General features: G+C 65.4%; 17 protein-coding genes. 9 read left to right on the top strand and 8 right to left on the bottom strand.

Annotated features, from left to right (window positions below; translation table 11 throughout):
- Nucleotides 1-134 precede the first annotated feature (134 nt).
- Nucleotides 135-623, bottom strand: a complete 489-nt coding sequence (locus G0A00_RS07710) for a peroxiredoxin (protein WP_164180170.1) — start codon at nt 621-623, stop codon at nt 135-137.
- An 83-nt stretch (nt 624-706) separates the two neighbouring features.
- On the opposite strand from G0A00_RS07710, the gene G0A00_RS07705 reads away from it, so the two are divergent.
- The 6 genes from G0A00_RS07705 (at nt 707) to plsY (ending at nt 6,071) form a co-directional block, all read left to right on the top strand.
- Nucleotides 707-1,918 carry an NAD(P)/FAD-dependent oxidoreductase gene (locus tag G0A00_RS07705; protein WP_164180168.1) on the top strand — a complete coding sequence of 404 codons (1,212 nt, stop codon included), beginning with the start codon at nt 707-709 and terminating at the stop codon, nt 1,916-1,918.
- A complete protein-coding gene (rsmD, locus tag G0A00_RS07700; protein ID WP_164180166.1) occupies nt 1,915-2,472 on the top strand; it encodes a 16S rRNA (guanine(966)-N(2))-methyltransferase RsmD in 558 nt (185 codons plus the stop codon). Before G0A00_RS07705 ends, rsmD begins: the two co-directional genes overlap by 4 nt.
- A 128-nt stretch (nt 2,473-2,600) precedes the next feature.
- Nucleotides 2,601-3,551: an aspartate carbamoyltransferase catalytic subunit gene (locus tag G0A00_RS07695; RefSeq protein WP_066103955.1), complete on the top strand. Its 951-nt coding sequence runs from the start codon at nt 2,601-2,603 to the stop codon at nt 3,549-3,551.
- A 17-nt stretch (nt 3,552-3,568) separates the two neighbouring features.
- Entirely contained in the window at nt 3,569-4,111 is a 543-nt protein-coding gene (locus G0A00_RS07690) for an aspartate carbamoyltransferase catalytic subunit (protein ID WP_164180164.1), read from the top strand.
- Between the two features lie 57 nt (nt 4,112-4,168).
- On the top strand, nt 4,169-5,458 hold the full coding sequence (pyrC, locus tag G0A00_RS07685; protein WP_066103950.1) for a dihydroorotase: 1,290 nt from the start codon (nt 4,169-4,171) through the stop codon (nt 5,456-5,458).
- Between the two features lies 1 nt (nt 5,459).
- Entirely contained in the window at nt 5,460-6,071 is a 612-nt protein-coding gene (gene plsY / locus G0A00_RS07680) for a glycerol-3-phosphate 1-O-acyltransferase PlsY (RefSeq protein ID WP_164180161.1), read from the top strand.
- A 64-nt stretch (nt 6,072-6,135) separates the two neighbouring features.
- Here the strand turns inward: plsY and G0A00_RS07675 are convergent, their stop codons facing one another.
- Nucleotides 6,136-6,735, bottom strand: coding sequence for a 2-hydroxychromene-2-carboxylate isomerase (locus G0A00_RS07675; RefSeq protein WP_164180159.1), 600 nt, complete (start codon nt 6,733-6,735; stop codon nt 6,136-6,138).
- A 102-nt stretch (nt 6,736-6,837) separates the two neighbouring features.
- Between G0A00_RS07675 and G0A00_RS07670 the strand changes: the two genes are divergently transcribed.
- The 3 genes from G0A00_RS07670 (at nt 6,838) to G0A00_RS07660 (ending at nt 8,634) form a co-directional block, all read left to right on the top strand.
- Nucleotides 6,838-7,848: a ribose-phosphate pyrophosphokinase gene (locus G0A00_RS07670; protein WP_066103943.1), complete on the top strand. Its 1,011-nt coding sequence runs from the start codon at nt 6,838-6,840 to the stop codon at nt 7,846-7,848.
- Nucleotides 7,848-8,306 carry a GNAT family N-acetyltransferase gene (locus G0A00_RS07665; RefSeq protein ID WP_164180157.1) on the top strand — a complete coding sequence of 153 codons (459 nt, stop codon included), beginning with the start codon at nt 7,848-7,850 and terminating at the stop codon, nt 8,304-8,306. The genes G0A00_RS07670 and G0A00_RS07665 overlap by 1 nt, the downstream gene beginning before the upstream one ends.
- A gap of 112 nt (nt 8,307-8,418) precedes the next feature.
- The gene (locus tag G0A00_RS07660) at nt 8,419-8,634 is read left to right on the top strand and encodes a DUF1127 domain-containing protein (protein ID WP_203595304.1); all 216 of its coding nucleotides are present in this window, start codon (nt 8,419-8,421) and stop codon (nt 8,632-8,634) included.
- Between the two features lie 94 nt (nt 8,635-8,728).
- On the opposite strand, the gene G0A00_RS07655 is transcribed toward G0A00_RS07660, so the two are convergent.
- The 6 genes from G0A00_RS07655 to G0A00_RS07630 form a co-directional block, all read right to left on the bottom strand.
- The gene (locus tag G0A00_RS07655; RefSeq protein ID WP_164180155.1) at nt 8,729-9,172 is read right to left on the bottom strand and encodes a F0F1 ATP synthase subunit epsilon; all 444 of its coding nucleotides are present in this window, start codon (nt 9,170-9,172) and stop codon (nt 8,729-8,731) included.
- Nucleotides 9,173-9,215: 43 nt separating this feature from the next.
- Complete coding sequence (gene atpD / locus G0A00_RS07650; RefSeq protein WP_164180153.1) at nt 9,216-10,640, bottom strand: F0F1 ATP synthase subunit beta; 1,425 nt, start codon at nt 10,638-10,640, stop codon at nt 9,216-9,218.
- A 16-nt stretch (nt 10,641-10,656) separates the two neighbouring features.
- Nucleotides 10,657-11,535, bottom strand: coding sequence for a F0F1 ATP synthase subunit gamma (locus G0A00_RS07645; protein WP_066103935.1), 879 nt, complete (start codon nt 11,533-11,535; stop codon nt 10,657-10,659).
- Nucleotides 11,536-11,556: 21 nt separating this feature from the next.
- The gene (gene atpA / locus G0A00_RS07640) at nt 11,557-13,095 is read right to left on the bottom strand and encodes a F0F1 ATP synthase subunit alpha (protein WP_164180151.1); all 1,539 of its coding nucleotides are present in this window, start codon (nt 13,093-13,095) and stop codon (nt 11,557-11,559) included.
- The gene (locus G0A00_RS07635; protein ID WP_083191196.1) at nt 13,096-13,662 is read right to left on the bottom strand and encodes a F0F1 ATP synthase subunit delta; all 567 of its coding nucleotides are present in this window, start codon (nt 13,660-13,662) and stop codon (nt 13,096-13,098) included.
- A 361-nt stretch (nt 13,663-14,023) separates the two neighbouring features.
- Entirely contained in the window at nt 14,024-14,773 is a 750-nt protein-coding gene (locus G0A00_RS07630; protein ID WP_066103929.1) for a methyltransferase domain-containing protein, read from the bottom strand.
- Between the last annotated feature and the right edge of the window lie 24 nt (nt 14,774-14,797).

Below are 14,797 nucleotides of genomic sequence, written 5' to 3'. Positions count from 1 at the left end.
GGGCGCGCCGGAGGGCTGGGGATATGCGTATTTGGAAAGAGAAGAAGACCCGATGGTGAGACCCATTCTCGCTTCTTCTCTTTAAAAATACGCATATCCGGCGGCGCCACATGGGATGCCGCCGGAGGAATAGTTTAGATCGCCGCCAGCAGCGCCTCGCCGCCCGAGATCTCGCAGGTGCCGCGCCCGGTCTCTTCGTGGAAGACCACGACCTTGCCGTCCTCGACATACATCGCATAGCGCTTCGAGCGGCGGATCAGCCCGGCGGGCGGCGCGCTGAACTCCATGTCGATGGCGCTGGTGAAGGCGCATTCGGGATCGGCCAGCATGGTCAGCCCCGCGTCGGTCGCGCCGGTGCTTTCACCCCAGACCTTCATCACGAAGGGATCGTTGACCGACACGCAGATGATCTCGTCCACGCCCTTGGCGTCGAACCCGTCCTTGGTGCGGATGAAGCTCGGGACATGCGCCGACGAGCAGGTGGGCGTAAAGGCGCCCGGCAGCCCGAAGATCACCACCTTGCGGCCCTTGAGTTTCGCCGCCAGATCGACCGGCTCCGGTCCGGCCTCGCCCAGCTGCACCAGTGTCGCCTCGGGCAACATGTCTCCTGCGGATGGCGCCATGCGCGTCTCTCCATAGATTGCGTTTTCCTGTGTTCGCCATATAGGGTCCGCGCGACCATGGGAAAGCGGAAACGGAGGCCGGGATGGGGCATGTTGTAGTGATCGGTGCGGGTCAGGCCGCCGCCTCGCTGGTGGCCCGGCTGCGCGGCAAGGGCTTTGACGGCGAGATCACCATGATCGGCGCCGAGAGCGAGCCGCCCTACCAGCGCCCGCCGCTGTCCAAAGCCTATCTGCTGGGCGAGATGGAGAAGGACCGGCTGTATCTGCGCCCGCGCGCCTTTTACGACGATCAGAAGATCACGCTGATGCTGGGCGAGCCGGCGGTGTCGGTGGACACCGAGGCGCGCCATGTGATCGCCGGGGGCCGCGAGATCGCCTATGACGATCTGGTGTTCTGCACCGGCTCGGCGCCGCGTCGCCTGCCCGCCGCGATCGGTGGCGATCTGGACGGCGTCTGCGTGGTGCGCGGCATCGCCGATGTGGACGCCATGCGGCCGCGCTTCACCGAAGGCGCCCGCGTGCTGATCGTCGGTGGCGGCTACATCGGGCTCGAGGCGGCGGCGGTGGCTGCCAAGCTGGGCCTTCACGTCACGCTGGTCGAGATGGCCGAGCGCATCCTGCAACGGGTCGCCGCGCCCGAAACCTCCGACTGGTTCCGCGCCCTGCACACCGCGCGCGGCGTCGATATCCGCGAGGGCGTCGGGCTTGGCAAGCTGGTGGGTGAGGACGGCAAGGTCACCAGCGCCGAGCTGACCGATGGCTCTTCGCTGCCGGTGGATTTCGTCATCGCCGGGGTCGGCATCCTGCCCGAAACCGCGGTCGCCGAGGCCGCCGGGATCGAGATCGTCAACGGCATCCGCACCGACGCCATGGGCCGCTGCTCTGCCCCGCATGTCTGGGCGGCGGGGGATTGTGCCTCTTTCCCCCATGGCGCTTCGCAGATCCGACTTGAGAGCGTCGGCAATGCCATCGATCAGGCCGAGGCGGTGGCGGACAACATCATGGGGGCCGAGGCGCCCTATCAGCCCAAGCCGTGGTTCTGGTCCGATCAGTACGACGTGAAGCTGCAGATCGCCGGGCTGAACGCGGGCTATGACAAGGTGGTGGTGCGCGATGGCGACGCGGGGCCGGTGTCGCATTGGTACTATCGCGCAGGCCAGCTGATTGCGCTCGACGCGATGAACGATCCCCGCGCCTATATGGTCGGCAAGCGGCTGATCGAGGCGGGCAAGAGCGCCGATCCCGAGGTCGTGGCGGATGCGGAGAGCGACCTCAAGGCGCTGCTGAAGGCATGAGGATCATCGCCGGAGACTGGCGCGGCCGCCCGCTCACCGCCGTCGGCAAGGGCGATCCGGGCGCGCATCTGCGCCCGACCACCGACCGCGTGCGCGAGAGCCTGTTCAACATGCTGGGTGGCGGGCGCTTCGGCGAGCCGTTCGAAGAGGCGGTGGTGCTCGATCTTTTCGCCGGCACCGGGGCGCTGAGCTTCGAGGCGCTGTCGCGCGGCGCGGCTTCGGCGACGCTGGTCGACGACGGGCGCATCGCGCAGAAGCTGATCAAGCAGAACATCCGCCTGCTGGGCTGCGCCGACCGCGCCCGGCTGATGTCCTGCAACGCCACCCGCCTGCCGCCCGCCGAGGCGCAGGCGACGCTCGTCTTCCTTGATCCGCCCTATGGGCTGAACCTTGGCGCAAAGGCGCTCGAGGCGGCGCGGGCGCAGGGTTGGCTGGCGCCGGGCGCGCTGATCGTCTGGGAGGAAAGCAGCCCGCAGGACGCGCCGGAGGGCTTTGCGCCGCTCGACACCCGGCGCTATGGCGACACCACGGTGACCCTGCTCGAAGCGCCCTGATCTCAAACGGATCCCTGCGGCCCGCCGCCACGGCCCGTCAATGCGCGGCCACCTGCCGCCCGCTCGCGACCACTTGTCGCGCGGGCCGTGCGTTTCTATAACCGCGGCAACTTCAGGGGAGCCGTTCCATGCGTTTCGACCAGCGCCACCTTCTGGGCATCGAGCCCCTTCGTCCCGACGAGATTACCACGCTGCTCGATCTGGCCGAGCGCTATGTGACCCTGTCGCGCGCGCGCGACAAGCACGCGAACGCGCTGGCCGGGCTCACCCAGATCAACATGTTCTTTGAAAACTCCACCCGCACCCAGTCCAGTTTCGAACTGGCGGGCAAGCGGCTCGGGGCGGATGTGATGAACATGTCGATGCAGGCCAGCTCGATCAAAAAGGGCGAGACGCTGATCGACACGGCGCTGACGCTCAACGCCATGCACCCCGATCTGCTCGTGGTGCGCCACCCGCATTCCGGCGCGGTGGACCTGCTGGCGCAGAAGGTGAACTGCGCGGTGATCAACGCGGGCGACGGGCGGCACGAGCACCCGACGCAGGCGCTGCTGGACGCGCTGACCATCCGCCGCGCCAAAGGCCGTCTGCACCGGCTCAACATCGCGATCTGCGGCGACATCGCGCATTCGCGCGTCGCGCGGTCGAACCTGCTGCTGCTGCACAAGATGGAGAACCGCATCCGGCTTGTGGGCCCGTCGACGCTGATGCCCTCGGGGATCGCCGACTTCGGTGCCGAGGTCTATGACGACATGGCCGAGGGGCTGAAGGACGTGGACGTGGTGATGATGCTGCGCCTTCAGAAAGAGCGGATGGACGGCGGCTTCATCCCGTCCGAGCGCGAGTATTACCACCGCTGGGGGCTGGATGCCGAGAAGCTGGCCCATGCCAAGCCCGACGCCATCGTCATGCACCCCGGCCCGATGAACCGCGGCGTCGAGATCGACGGCACCATTGCCGACGACATCAACCGCTCGGTCATCCAAGAGCAGGTGGAGATGGGCGTCGCCGTGCGCATGGCCGCGATGGACCTTCTGGCCCGCAACCTGCGCGCGCGGCCCAGCGAACTGGCGATCTGAGCGGGGCGCGGCGCGGCATGACCAAGATGCATATCAACGGCTCTGAAAGCGACGTGGTGCGGCTTTTCCACCTCGACCTGCCGCCCGAGGCGGTCGAGCGCTTCACCACGCAGGCGGGCACCGGCGAATGGCCGCTGCAATACGCGCTTGGCGCGCGGCAACTGCGCAGCGCCTTCGTCGATGTCGTGTCGATCCGCGATCTCGGGGAGATGCCGCTCTCGCGCTATCTGGCCGAGGCGCATCAACTGACCGGCGACGCTTTCGCCCAGATGCGCCCGCGCATCGACGCGCTGAAGGGGCATGTGGTGATCCTGCCCAGCCAAGCCTTCGATCATGTGACGCAGGACCTCAGCATCGCGACGCCGCTGCGCTGGATCGGCACATTCTCCGAGGTGAAAGCCAGCCCGCGCGGCCCGGCGCTGCGCAGCGCCTCGGCCCGTGGCCGCACGTCCCGGCCCGGCCCCGAGACCGCACCGCGCAACCGCGGCCTCACCTACCTTCTGATCGGGCTCGGCGTCCTTGCGTTGCTGCTGCTCGCCGCCCTCTTCCGGGCTGGCTGATCCTGCCGTGATCGCCGCGCCCGCCACAAACGACACCCCGCCGCCCGGAGGCAAGGAATGAAAGACACGCTGCTTTACAACGCCCGGCTGATCGACCCGGAGGCCGGTGCCGTCACCGAAGGCGCGCTGCTGCTCTCGGGGGGCAAGATCAAGGCGGTGCTGACCTCCGCCGACGAGATCGCCCAGCTGGTCGAGAAGACCGAGGCGCAGGATCTTGGCGGCGCGCATGTGGCGCCGGGGATCGTCGATCTGGGGGTGAAGGTCGGCGAGCCGGGCGAGCGCCATAAGGAAAGCTTCAAGACCGCGGGCATGGCCGCCGCCGCGGGCGGCGTGACCACCATCATCACCCGGCCCGACACCTCTCCGGCGATCGATACGCCCGAGGTGCTGGAATTCATCCGCCGCCGCGCCAATGAGACCGCGCCGGTCAATGTGCTGCCCATGGCGGCGCTGACCAAGGGCCGTGAAGGCCGCGAGATGACCGAACTTGGCTTCCTGCTCGACGCGGGCGCCGTGGCCTTCACCGATTGCGACCATGTGGTGCGTGACACCAAGGTGCTGTCGCGGGCGATGAGCTACGCCCGCTCGCTGGGCGCGCTGGTCATGGCGCATCCGCAAGAGCCGATCCTGTCGAAAGGTGCCGCCGCAAGCTCGGGGAAATTCGCCTCGCTGCGCGGCCTGCCGTCGGTCTCGCCGATGGCCGAGCGCATGGGGCTCGACCGCGACATCGCGCTCGTCGAGATGACCGGCGTGCGCTACCACGCCGACCAGATCACCACCGCCCGCGCCCTGCCCGCGCTGGAGCGCGCCAAGAACAACGGGTTCGACGTGACGGCGGGCATCTCGATGCACCACCTCACGCTCAACGAGATGGACGTGGCCGACTACCGCACCTTCTTCAAGGTCAAGCCGCCGCTGCGCGCCGAGGACGACCGGCAGGCGGTGCTCGAGGCGCTGCGCACCGGGCTGATCGACGTGATCGGCTCGTTCCACACGCCGCAGGACGAGGAATCGAAACGCCTGCCCTTCGAGGAGGCCGCCTCTGGCGCGGTGGGTCTGGAGACCATGCTGCCGGTACTGCTGCGGCTCTACCATTCGGGCGAGGTCGATCTGCCGGTGCTGTTCCGCGGCCTGTCGCTCAACCCCGCCAAGCGGCTTGGGCTGGACTGCGGCCGCCTGAGCGCGGGTGCACCGGCCGATCTGGTGATCTTCGACGCCGACAAGCCGTTCATCCTCGACCGCTTCAAGCTGCAGTCGAAATCCAAGAATACCCCCTTTGACGGGGCGCGGCTGCAGGGCAAGGTGCTGCAGACACTCGTCGCCGGAACCCCTGTCTGGAGCGCCTGACATGCTGCCCGAGATCACCTCTTCGGTCCCCGTGCTGAGCCTCTGGGCGGTGCTGGGCTACCTGCTTGGCTCGATCCCCTTCGGCCTGCTGCTGACCCGGGCGATGAACCTTGGCGATCTGCGCTCGATCGGGTCGGGCAACATCGGCGCGACCAACGTGCTGCGCACCGGCAACAAGGCGGCGGCGGCGGGCACGCTGATCCTCGACGGCGGCAAGGGCGCGCTGGCGGTGCTGCTGGCGCGCTGGCTGGCGGGCGAGGATGCGGCGCAGCTGGCGGGCCTTACGGCGTTTCTGGGCCATTGCTACCCGGTCTGGCTGAAGTTCAAGGGCGGCAAGGGCGTGGCGACCTTCATCGGCCTCGTGCTGGCGCTGCACTGGCCGGTGGGGCTGATCACCTGCGCCACATGGCTGGCCGGGGCCGCGATGTCGCGCATCTCGTCGGTCGGCGCGCTGGTCGCGGCGCTGCTGTCGACGGTCTGGATGGTGCTCTTTGCCGAAACCCAGATGACCGCGCTGACGCTGGTGCTGACCGCGCTGATCTTCTGGCGTCACCGCGAGAACATCGACCGCATCCGCAAGGGCACCGAGTCGAAGATCGGCCAGAAGGGCTAAGCGCGCTCTGGGGTGATGCAGCCCGGCTGCACGCCGGGCCGTGGACCTGACGTGATGCTTTTTTTCAGAGCTTCCCGCTCAAGTGCAGGTCCAGATCCTCGAGCCGGTCCTGCCCCCAGAATTTCTCGCCCTCTGCGGTGATCCAGAACGGCGAGCCAAAGACCCCGGCGCCCACCGCGTCTTCGAGGTTGGCGGCATAGGTCTCGGCCCCGACCAGCAGGCCGCTGTCCGCGAGCGACGGATCGAAGCCATTCTCTTCGAGCGCGGCGCGGATCACCTCATCCTCGGCGATGTCCTTTTCTTCCGCCCAGCTGGCCCGCAGCAGGCTCTGGATCAGCCCGCCGACGTTTCCGCCGCCCGCCTTGGCCGCCGCGATGATCGCATAGGACGACGGCGCCGCGTTGGTCGGCCAGAACATCGGCTTGAGGTTCAGCGGCATGCCCGCCTTTTTCGCCTGACGCGGCAGATCCACATTGCGGTAGTCGATCCGCGACGGGTGCCGCTGCCCGAGCGGCGCGCCACCGGTGCGCGGAAACAGCGCCATGATGTCGAACGGCTTGTAGACCACCTCGGCCCCATGCGCCTTGGCGATCTCCTCGAACCGCGGCCCGGCCAGATAGGCGAACGGCGACAACATGGAAAAGTAGTAATCAATTCGTGCCATGGCGTCACATGCCCTCCCCTGTATCTTTGCCCCACGCTAACTGCGTGTTAAGGCGACCGCAACGTCACGAATCTGTCATTCCGTAACGCCGGAGCCTCCCAAATGCCCACCGTCATCGAACCCAAGCTTATTGCGGGTAATGCCAACAAGCCGCTCGCGAATGCCATCGCGCGGCGCATGTCCCTCTACCGCGGTGGTGCGGTCGGTCTTGTGGATGCGCGCGTCGAGCGGTTCAACGACCAAGAGATCTTTGTCGAGGTCTACGAGAACGTCCGCGGCGAGGATATGTACATCCTCCAGCCGACCTCGAACCCGGCGAACGACAACCTGATGGAACTGCTGATCATGGCCGACGCGCTGCGCCGCTCCTCGGCTGCGCGCATCACCGCCGTGATCCCCTACTTCGGTTACGCCCGTCAGGACCGCCGCACCAAGGCGCGCACCCCGATCACCGCCAAGCTGGTGTCGAACATGATCCACGAAGCGGGCATCGAGCGCGTGCTGACCATGGACCTGCACGCGGCGCAGATTCAGGGCTTCTTCGACATCCCCGTCGACAACCTCTACGCCTCGCCGATCTTCGCCCTCGACATCCAACATCAGTTCAAGGACTCGCTGCAGGATGTCATGGTGATTTCGCCGGACGTGGGCGGCGTGGCCCGTGCCCGCGAATTGGCCAAGCGGATCAACGCGCCGCTCGCCATCGTCGACAAGCGCCGCGAGAAGCCGGGCGAGATCGCCGAGATGACCGTGATCGGTGACGTCACCGGCAAGAAGTGCATCATCGTCGACGACATCTGCGACACCGCCGGCACGCTGTGCAAAGCCGCCGAAGTGCTGATGGACCACGGCGCCACCGAGGTGCACGCCTATATCACCCACGGCGTGCTGTCGGGCCCGGCGGTCGAGCGCGTCACTAAATCGGTGATGAAGTCTCTGGTGATCACCGACTCGATCGCAGCCACCGATCCGGTCGCCGCCGCGCCGAACATCCGCATCCTGCCGACCGCGCCGATCTTCGCACAGGCGATCCTGAACATCTGGAACGGCACCTCGGTGTCGTCGCTGTTCGAGACCGACGTGCTTGGCCCGATCTACGAAGGCATCCTGTGATGACCTCGCGCCCGCCGCTCATCCGGCGGGCGCACCCCGCGGATCTGGATGCGATCGAAGCGATCGTCGAGACCGCCTATTCCCCCTACATCCCGCGCATGGGCCAAAAGCCCGGCCCCATGCTCGACGATTACGCCGCGCTGATCGCGGCGGGCCATGTGCATGTGGCCGATCTCGACGGTCAGGTCGCGGCGCTGCTGGTGCTGCTGGATCAGGCCGATGCGCTGCTTCTGGACAATATCGCCGTCTCTCCTGCCGCGCAGGGCCGAGGCGTCGGGCGCGCGCTGATGGACTTCGCTGAAGCAGAGGCACGGGCGCGCGGTCACGAGGTGATCCGCCTCTACACCAATGCGCTGATGCGCGAGAACCTCGTGCTCTATCCCCGGCTCGGCTACCACGAAACTGGCCGGATCACCGAGAAGGGGTTCGACCGGGTCTATTTCGAAAAGCCCGTCTGACCAAGCCCTTGCCGCTGCCATGCGCGGCTTGCAACGCGGGCTTCCGGTTTGGCGCCTTGTGGCAAGGCCCAGCGATGCCGATCTCTCCGGCGAAGCAAACATGGAGAGAACAATGGCCACCACCGACATTCACGGCATTTCGTCCACCGCATCTCAATCCGGTCTCGCAGGCCTCATGGCGCGCCTGCGCGTTGCCCGCAGCCGCCGTGCCGAGTACCAGCGCGTCTACAGCGAGCTGCAGCAATACAGCGACCGCGAGCTTGCCGACCTTGGCTTTCATCGCAGCACCATCCGCGACATCGCATGGCAGGCCGCCTACAGCCGCTGAGCGGACGCCACGTCGACAGGCGATCCCGCCTGTTCAGTTGAACGCAAAAAGGCCCCGCAATCGCGGGGCCTTTGCAATTTCAAGCGAGACGAGCTCAGTAGTTGAGGTTCGGCGATTTCGGGTCGAGCCCGATGTGACCGCCAACCGCCACCATGTCCTGAAGCAGCTTGGCCGCTTCGTCCACGGGGCCCGGCTCGTTCTCGGGAGCAGCTTCCTTCGCGGCCTTGTAGGCCATCAGAGCGTCTTCCACGAGCGCCTCATAGGTCGCCTGATCCATGTCGCCATGCGGCACGGCCTTTTCGGCGAGCACGTTGACCGAGGTGCCGATCTCGGCGAAGCCGCCGGTCACGACGAACTCTTCCGTGCCGGTCTCGGTCTCGACCTTGAGAATGCCCGGACGCAGCGTGGTGATCATCGGCGCATGGTTGGGCATGGCCGTCAGATCGCCCTCGGTGCCCGGAATCTGCACCGACTTCACGGCGGCCGACAGCAGCTTGCGCTCGGGGCTCACCAGGTCGAATTGCATCGTTTCAGCCATTTGGGCCTCCGGTTACTGGGGGGCACGAAGCCCCCCGCTGGTCTTAGGCAGCCTCGGCGGCCAGTTTCTCGGCCTTCTCGAGCACCTCGTCGATGCCGCCAACCATGTAGAAGGCAGCTTCCGGCAGGTGGTCGTACTCGCCAGCCACCACAGCCTTGAACGACTTGATGGTGTCTTCGAGCGGAACCTGCACACCGTCCGAGCCGGTGAACACTTTTGCCACGTCGAACGGCTGCGAGAGGAAACGCTGGATTTTCCGGGCGCGAGCCACGGTCAGCTTGTCCTCTTCCGACAGTTCGTCCATGCCGAGGATCGCGATGATGTCCTGCAGCGACTTGTAGCGCTGGAGGATACCCTGCACGGCGAAGGCGGTGTCATAGTGTTCCTGACCAACAACGGCCGGGTCCATCAGACGCGACGAGCTGTCGAGCGGGTCCACCGCCGGGTAGATGCCCAGTTCCGAGATGGCACGGTTGAGAACCGTCGTCGCGTCGAGGTGCGCGAAGGTCGTGGCCGGTGCCGGGTCGGTAAGGTCGTCCGCGGGAACGTAGACGGCCTGGATCGAGGTGATCGAGCCGTTCTTCGTCGAGGTGATGCGTTCCTGCATCGCGCCCATGTCGGTTGCCAGCGTCGGCTGGTAGCCCACAGCGGAGGGGATACGGCCGAGAAGTGCGGACACCTCGGAGCCTGCCTGCGTGAAGCGGAAGATGTTGTCGACGAAGAACAGAACGTCGGTGCCGGACTGGTCACGGAACTGCTCGGCCAGGGTCAGGCCGGTCAGGGCGACGCGAGCACGGGCTCCCGGCGGTTCGTTCATCTGACCGTAGACCAGCGCCACCTGCGACTCGGACAGGTTGTCGGGCTTGATCACGTTCGATTCGATCATCTCGTGGTAAAGGTCGTTGCCTTCACGGGTCCGCTCACCAACACCGGCGAACACGGAGAAGCCCGAGTGCACCTTTGCGATGTTGTTGATCAGTTCCATGATGAGAACGGTCTTGCCCACGCCGGCGCCGCCGAAGAGGCCGATCTTGCCGCCCTTCGAGTAGGGGGCCAGCAGGTCGATGACCTTGATGCCGGTCACCAGGATTTCCGACTCGGTCGACTGCTCGTCGAACTGCGGTGCGGGCTGGTGGATCGAGCGGGTTTCTTCGGCGTTGACCGGGCCCTGCTCGTCGACGGGCTCGCCCACGACGTTCAGGATGCGGCCGAGGGTCGCGTTGCCGACCGGCACCGAGATCGGGCCAGCGGTGTCGACAACTTCCTGACCGCGCACGAGGCCTTCGGTCGAGTCCATTGCGATGGTGCGGACGGTGCTTTCGCCAAGGTGCTGGGCAACTTCCAGAACCAGTTTCTTGCCGTCGTTTTCGGTGGTCAGCGCGTTCAGGATCTCGGGCAGGTGGTCGTCGAACTTCACGTCGACCACGGCGCCGATGACCTGGGTCACTTTGCCTTTTGCGTTTGCCATTTATCGTCTCCGGTTCTTAGAGCGCCTCGGCGCCCGAGATGATTTCGATCAGTTCGTTGGTGATGACCGCCTGACGCGAGCGGTTGTACTCAATCGTCAGTTTGTCGATCATCTCGCCCGCGTTGCGCGTGGCGTTGTCCATGGCGCTCATACGAGCCCCCTGTTCCGAGGCGGCGTTCTCCAGCAGAGCCGAGAAGATCTGGGTGGCGACACCGCGGGGCAGAAGGTCGGCAAGGATGGCTTCCTCACCGGGTTCGTATTCGTAGAGCGTGGACCCGCCAGCATCCTCCTCGGGCGCGTCGAACTGCGCCGGGATGATCTGCTGCTCCGTCGGGACCTGGCTGATCACCGACTGGAACTTGGCGTAATAGATGGTCGCCACGTCGAACTCCTCGGCGTCGAAACGCACGAGAACATCCTTCGCGATCTTCTGAGCATCGGCGTAGCCGAGCTTCTTCACATCGCTCAGGTCGACGTGACCGACGAACAGATCGCCGTAATCACGCTTGAGCTGCTCGCGGCCTTTCTTGCCGACGGTGAGGATCTTCACCGTCTTGCCTTCGGCTTTGAGCGTTTCGATACGGTTGCGGGCCTTTTTCACGATGGAGCTGTTGAAGCCCCCGCAAAGCCCGCGCTCGGCGGTCATGACGACGAGCAGTTGCACGTCGTCCTTCCCGGTTCCCGAGAGAAGTTTAGGCGCAGTCGCGCTACCGCCCACCGACGCCGCCAGAGCACCGAGCAGCGCGTTGAAGCGCTCGGTGTAAGGCCGCGACATCTCGGCCGCATCCTGTGCCCGCCGCAGTTTTGCGGCGGCCACCATCTGCATGGCCTTGGTGATCTTCCGGGTCGATTTGACCGAGGAGATGCGGTTTTTGAGGTCCTTGAGGCTAGGCATAATCCTGTCCTTTCAGGGCGCTCAGGCGTAGGTCTTAACGAAGTCGTCGAGCACTGCCTTCAGCTTGTCCGCGGGTTCACCTTTGATCTTCGGATCTTCGCTTTCGATCCAGTCGAGGATGTCCTTACGCTGGCCGCGCAGATACGCGAGCAGAGCCGCTTCGAACTTGCCGACTTCGCTTACCGGAACGCTGTCGAGGTAGCCGTTGGTGCCTGCGAAGATGATGCAGACGATCTCGGCGTTGGTCAGCGGCGAGTACTGCGGCTGTTTCATCAGCTCGGTCAGACGCGCGCCACGGTTCAGCAGCTTCTGGGTCGAGGCATCGAGGTCCGAACCGAACTGAGCGAAGGCCGCCATCTCGCGGTACTGCGCGAGCGACAGTTTCACCGGGCCGGCAACCGAGGACATCGCCTTGGTCTGAGCGGACGAACCCACACGCGACACCGACAGACCGGTGTTCACAGCCGGACGGATGCCCTGGAAGAACAGTTCGGTTTCCAGGAAGATCTGGCCGTCGGTGATCGAGATCACGTTGGTCGGGATGAAGGCCGACACGTCGCCGCCCTGGGTTTCGATGATCGGCAGCGCGGTCAGCGAGCCAGCGCCGTGATCTTCGTTCAGCTTCGCCGAACGCTCGAGCAGGCGCGAGTGCAGGTAGAACACGTCGCCCGGGTATGCTTCACGGCCCGGCGGACGGCGCAGCAGCAGCGACATCTGACGGTAAGCCACGGCCTGCTTGGACAGGTCATCATAGATGATGAGGGCGTGCTTGCCGTTGTCACGGAAGTACTCGGCCATCGCGGTCGCGGTGTAGGGCGCGAGGTACTGCATCGGTGCCGGGTCGGACGCGGTTGCGGCGACGACGATCGAGTAGTCGATGGCGCCGGTTGCTTCCAGACGCTTCACCAGCTGCGCCACGGTCGAGCGCTTCTGGCCGACGGCGACGTAGATGCAGTAGAGCTTCTTGCTCTCATCATCGCCAGCAGCGTCGTTGTACGACTTCTGGTTCAGGATGGCGTCGAGCGCGATTGCGGTCTTGCCGGTCTGACGGTCGCCAATGATCAGCTCGCGCTGGCCACGGCCGATCGGGATCATTGCGTCGACCGACTTGAGGCCGGTTGCCATCGGCTCGTGAACCGACTTACGCGGGATGATGCCCGGTGCTTTCACGTCTGCGACGCGACGCTCGGAGGCCGCGATCGGGCCTTTGCCGTCCAGCGGGTTGCCAAGGCCATCGACCACGCGGCCAAGCAGGGCGTCGCCTGCGGGCACGTCCACGATCGAGTTGGTGCGCTTGACGACGTCGCCTTCTTTGATGTCCCGGTCGGAGCCGAAGATCACCACACCGACGTTGTCGTTTTCCAGGTTCAGCGCCATGCCCATGATGCCGCCCGGGAATTCGACCATCTCGCCGGCTTTAACGCTGTCGAGACCGTGGACACGTGCAATACCGTCACCGACGGACAGCACGCGGCCAACTTCAGCGACTTCGGCCTCCTGACCGAAGTTCTTGATCTGCTCCTTTAGGATCGCAGAAATCTCGGCTGCTTGGATACCCATTTATCCGACCTCTTTCATTGCATTCTGGAGGGAGTTGAGCTTCGAGCGGATCGACGTATCGACCATCTTCGAGCCCACCTTAACAACGAGACCGCCGATGAGGCTTTCATCCACGGTCGATTTGATCTTCACGTCCGAACCGATCTGCGACTTCAGCGTCGCAGCAAGCTCGGAGGCCTGAGCCGGGGTCAGCTCGATGGCCGAGGTCACCTCAGCGGTCACCTCACCCTTCTCTTCGGCGATCATTGCGCGCAGCGTTGCGATGAGCTGCGGCAGCGCGAAGAGACGGCGCTTGGAGGCCATCAGGCCCAGCGTGTTCGTCAGCACGGGCGCGAGGCCCATCTTCTTGGCGATCTCGGTGATTGCCTTGCCCTGTGCTTCGCGGGTGTAAACCGGCGAAGTGATCAGATCATTCAGGTCGGCGCTTTCCTCGAGCGCGGCAGACAGGTCGTCGATACCGTTCTCGAGCTTGTCGAGCCCTTGTTCCTCTTTGGCGATCTCAAAGACCGCCTTGGCATAGCGTGCCGCGATGCCACTGGAGATCGAAGCTGGTTCAGACACGTCCACCCTTCCGATATGAGGCCCCCGCGACGCACGGGGGTGTCCCGGCGACCGGAGGCGTTGTCCCTGCCCTGATGCCCTCAAGGCGTCGAAATCAGCGACGATCTAGCAGAGGCATGGGCACCTCGCAACATGCTAACGGCCATTTAACCATCTGCGGAGCGTAGCTTTTCCGGCTTCGCACCGGGTCTGCCCAAGCTTACGGCGGACATGACTATGGAATGTCTCGCTTTTTCGTGAACATGTGACGGAATGCCTCACGCCCACAGAGAATTTGATCCCGCGTCACGCTAGCGCAAACGTATCTCGAGGGGCACATCCGACAGTTGATACCGATGCCATGACGTAACGGCGAGATTCCGTCCGTTCAGACAGGTTTCGGCTCTTTGCTGGGCGCGGGGTTCAGCACGCCGAGCGGATTGGGCACGCGGACTTTCTCGCTCAGCCCGGTGCGTTGCGGCGGGTAGCGCTTCGAGGCGCGCACCATCAGAACGCCGCCCGCCATCACCGCCGGAACGGTGCGGCCGATCCGCTCCCAGATCGGCGCGGTCTTCATCCAGAAGCGGCGGGTCGAGGGCGGCTGATAAAGCACCGAGGCGTGCGATACCCGCAGGAAGTCATGCGCCCGAAGCTGCGCGTCGAGCTGGCTGAGCGAGTAGGGCCTGCCCTGCCCGAAGGGCGTCGTCTCGGATCGCGCCCAGAGCCCCGAGCGGTTGGGCACGATGAACAGCACCTCGCCGCCCGGCCCCAGCGTGCGATAGCACTCGTCCAAAAGCGCGGTGACATTGGTGCAGGTTTCCAGCCCATGCATCACCACCAGCCGGTCCAGATGGCCCGTCTCCACCGGCCAGAGCATCTCTTCGGTGAGCACCGAGACGTTGGGCATTCCGGCGGGCCAGCGCATCACCCCCTGCGGTGCGGGCATCAAAGCGGTGACGCGCCGCGCCTGCGCAAGATAGGGCCGCAGAACCGGCACGGCGAAACCGTAGCCCGCCACATTCAGCCCCTGCGCCTCGGGCCAGAGTCGCAGCACCTGATCGCGCAGGGCACCGCGCGCCGCGCGCCCCAGCGCACTGCGATAATAGAAGTCGCGGAGCGCCTGCACATCTGGATGCATTGCGGGTCGTCGTCCCTTGCGTCA

The organism is Salipiger sp. PrR002, assembly GCF_010500775.1.
GTDB lineage: Bacteria > Pseudomonadota > Alphaproteobacteria > Rhodobacterales > Rhodobacteraceae > Salipiger.
Note: the sequence above shows the minus strand (reverse complement) of the source record. Positions and strands in the feature narration are given on the sequence as shown.